Annotated in this window: 4 protein-coding genes; all 4 read right to left on the bottom strand. The window is 41.9% G+C overall.

Features of this window, described 5'->3' with window-relative positions; translation table 11 throughout:
- Positions 1-155 precede the first annotated feature (155 nt).
- The 4 genes from ASV53_RS26285 to ASV53_RS23305 all read right to left on the bottom strand — a co-directional run bounded on the left by ASV53_RS26285 (position 156) and on the right by ASV53_RS23305 (position 2,903).
- Positions 156-242 carry a DUF2196 domain-containing protein gene (locus tag ASV53_RS26285; protein WP_141226304.1) on the bottom strand — a complete coding sequence of 29 codons (87 nt, stop codon included), beginning with the start codon at positions 240-242 and terminating at the stop codon, positions 156-158.
- A 4-nt stretch (positions 243-246) separates the two neighbouring features.
- The gene (locus tag ASV53_RS23315) at positions 247-711 is read right to left on the bottom strand and encodes a GNAT family N-acetyltransferase (protein ID WP_189337955.1); all 465 of its coding nucleotides are present in this window, start codon (positions 709-711) and stop codon (positions 247-249) included.
- Between the two features lie 121 nt (positions 712-832).
- Positions 833-2,173 carry an ABC1 kinase family protein gene (locus tag ASV53_RS23310; RefSeq protein ID WP_094958894.1) on the bottom strand — a complete coding sequence of 447 codons (1,341 nt, stop codon included), beginning with the start codon at positions 2,171-2,173 and terminating at the stop codon, positions 833-835.
- 214 nt (positions 2,174-2,387) lie between these two features.
- On the bottom strand, positions 2,388-2,903 hold the full coding sequence (locus ASV53_RS23305) for a porin family protein (RefSeq protein ID WP_062691593.1): 516 nt from the start codon (positions 2,901-2,903) through the stop codon (positions 2,388-2,390).
- Positions 2,904-3,233: the final 330 nt, after the last annotated feature.

Genomic DNA, 3,233 nt, shown 5'->3' with positions numbered 1-3,233 from the left:
AATTGTATATTAAGGGGGTTTGTTATTAAATCTATCAGTGAATAATGATTTATATAACCATTAAAATGAGTTGAAATTAACTCCTTTAAACAGCTAGAGCTCTGAATGTTTTCGACTCTGTCGCATTTAAAAATAATAATGTAGAAACACCTTCCTCAGATACAACCACTTTCTAAGTGAACCTTAATACTGTGAAAATGCGTAGGGGAGCTAGTTAATATTTTCTCAAAAATACCACGCATTAAATTACCTGATGATTAATGTATTGATCGGGGCGGAAAATGGAATACAACCACCCGGTAAATTTTTCTTTTCGCCATTTTGCTGAAACCCGTAATGTCGATAAAACGGCTCGGCATAGGTTGACGCATTTAAGCGAATAATCGCGGTAGGATCATCTTTAAAACGTAGTGTCAGCGCCGACTGCAATAATGCCGATGCTATACCTTTTCGATGATAAGCGGGGTCTACAAATAGGCTACTTAAACCATTATCAGGTTTAAGTAAAACAACACCAACAACCTGTTGTTGCTGGCGATATAACAAAAAGATGTAACCGCTAGGGTCTAACAAGCTCTTTAGACCTTCATCCACACAGCCTGCCACTAAGCTATCGGCTTCATCTTTAGAAACAGCAAGCGACTGATGGATCGCTTGTTCAATCACATGAATCACAGCAGATAAATCGTCACGCTGAACCACTTCTATCATAAACATCCTTGTATTTCGCATACCTTTAATGAGCTGTGCTTATTTGCCAACAAACTCGACTGGCATAGCCATAATATAACCAACTGGCGCAGCCGATTGACTCAGCCGATTACTCAGCCAACTACGACAGTATTTCTTTAGTGACTTGTCGATACGGTGCAAACAATACGCTGACATCGACTTTCGCATTAAGCTTGGCTGCTAATAAATACAAGCCACCTAATTTACGGTGAAAGAAGATCGCATCCGCTGGCGGCGTATGCCAATACCCTTGATCCATACTCAGCGATGTGCCGGCCTCTTTAATTCGTTTCGCTAAGTCGGTTGAGCCAAAATCGTATTCCCCGCTGAACATCAGGGGTTCGCATGCTTGTTCACACAGGTTGATAACGGCTTGGCGCTGAGCGTCATTAATAGGTTGACTAAAAAAACCAATGCCTGCGAGTGCGCCATCCATTTGGGGGCGGTTGTTCTCAATCGCACCGTTCATCAATTGCTGATAGCCCTCGCTGATATAAACAGGGTAAGCACGCGTCGCACCAAAATCTAGTAGGACTAATTGCTTGGTGTCATGGTTATATTGAAAGTTAGCAAAATTAGGATCAGTTTGGACTAATCGGAACTCAAATATCTCCCTAAACAAGAGCGTAAATGCTAACTCAATAATACGGTTTCTCACTGACTGTGGCGCATGAACTAGGTTTTCTATTGCTTCACCTTCAACAAAGCTCATCGCCAGAATATTGGGCGTAGTCAGATCATCAAAAACCTCTGGGATCAAAAAGTTGGTATCGTCCGCCAGTAAGCTGGCATATTGGCGTAATAGCTTCGCCTCTAAGAGATAGTCCGCTTCATCGTGTAACTGTTTTTTGGCCTCTTCTAACAAGCCTTGATAATCGACTTCTTTGGGGATCAAGCCTGATACTCTCAATAACGTTGCGACATTATCAACATCACTTTCAATGCTTTCTCTTACCCCTGGGTATTGAATTTTAAGAGCGAGATAACGGCCATCTTTGGTATGGGCTGAATGAACTTGGCCGATAGATGCGGCTGCAATAGGATAAAAGGTGAATTGTTCGAAGGTATTTTGCCAATCGGACTGCCATTCACTCTCCAGCACGTGGTTTAGCTGGCTAATAGGCATAGGTTTAGCGTCAGATCGTAATCGTGCGAGTAAGTCGGTTAATTCTGGCGGCAGTAAATCCCCTGCATCCATCGACAATAACTGCCCTACTTTCATCGCTGCGCCGCGTAATTGCGCTAATTGATCGGCGACACGTTTTGCATTAGCCGGTGTTAATAGCAAATCACTGGCTTTGGGTTTTTGCCCTTTTGCTAATTGGCGCACACCTTCGGCAACCATACCGCCCGCTACGCGTGATGCTAACGAACCTAATTTACTCATTCGAGACAAACGGCTTCGAGGTACTTTGGCATAAGTCTTATCAGTATTTTTCATCGTCTCTCTTTTTGCATCGTATCTCGAATTAATTATTTCTCGAATTAATCGAAACGTTCTCATGAAGGTTGAGTAGGAACATCGCATTATTAAATTAGATGAACAAGAGAGAATACGAAAGGAATGGAGATAGGGTTCAATTTCACATAACAACTGAACCCGTTATTGCAGTCATTCTTTATGATTAATGTCAGAACAACCTATATTCATACCACTAAATACCGACACCAACCGATAAGATAAAGGCGTTATTACTGATGCCGCCCATGTCACGATATTCATAACCTAATGTGAGATCGACAACAGGAATAAAGGACAAAACAACCCCCGCTCCGCCTGTAAATCCCCATCCTTTTTCCGTATCTTTCTGACCTGCGATTTCGCGGTCTGCATTGTAGTAGTTAGTACCCGCTTTCGCATAAAGAGAGCCAATTACAAACGGTAAATCGCCACGAAGCGTGATAGGAAAAGAGGTATAGTCAATATCATTTTTGGCAGAGGCTAAATTAGAGTCAACTTCGGCACTGCCTTGGACAAAGCCTGCATTCACACTAAAAATATCATTAATATGATAAGTGGCATTAATGCCATACTCGTAGCCATAGTCACTATTGCCATCGTATGTAATCCGTGATGCCCCCGCACTAGCACCTACAGATACCCCTAATAGATCAGCAGAAGCGGTAAACGGCAACAATGCCAATAAACCAATAATGTAATTCCTTTTCATGCCACTCTCTCCTTAATGATGTCTATTATGGGATGTGACGATTTAACTTCGCTTACCCCTGCTTTAAATCATTAGCCCAATTCAGGCTCAGCGCCAATCTCTCGAACAATCTGGATCACAGATAAGCAATTTCATTATTAGTATGCGCATCAAACTCAGCCCTACAGGCGATCAATAGCCCGCAGTAAAAGCGCGATTAATAACGAAATAAAACGTCAGGGCGACTATCTAAATCCAACAACACCCATGCAATCCATTACAATGTCACATTTAAATGAAAAAATACACCATGAACATTACATTATACCCATAAGGAAATTTACATTTATA

This window comes from Photobacterium sanguinicancri (assembly GCF_002265265.1).
Classification (GTDB): Bacteria; Pseudomonadota; Gammaproteobacteria; order Enterobacterales; family Vibrionaceae; genus Photobacterium; species Photobacterium sanguinicancri.
Note: the sequence above shows the minus strand (reverse complement) of the source record. Positions and strands in the feature narration are given on the sequence as shown.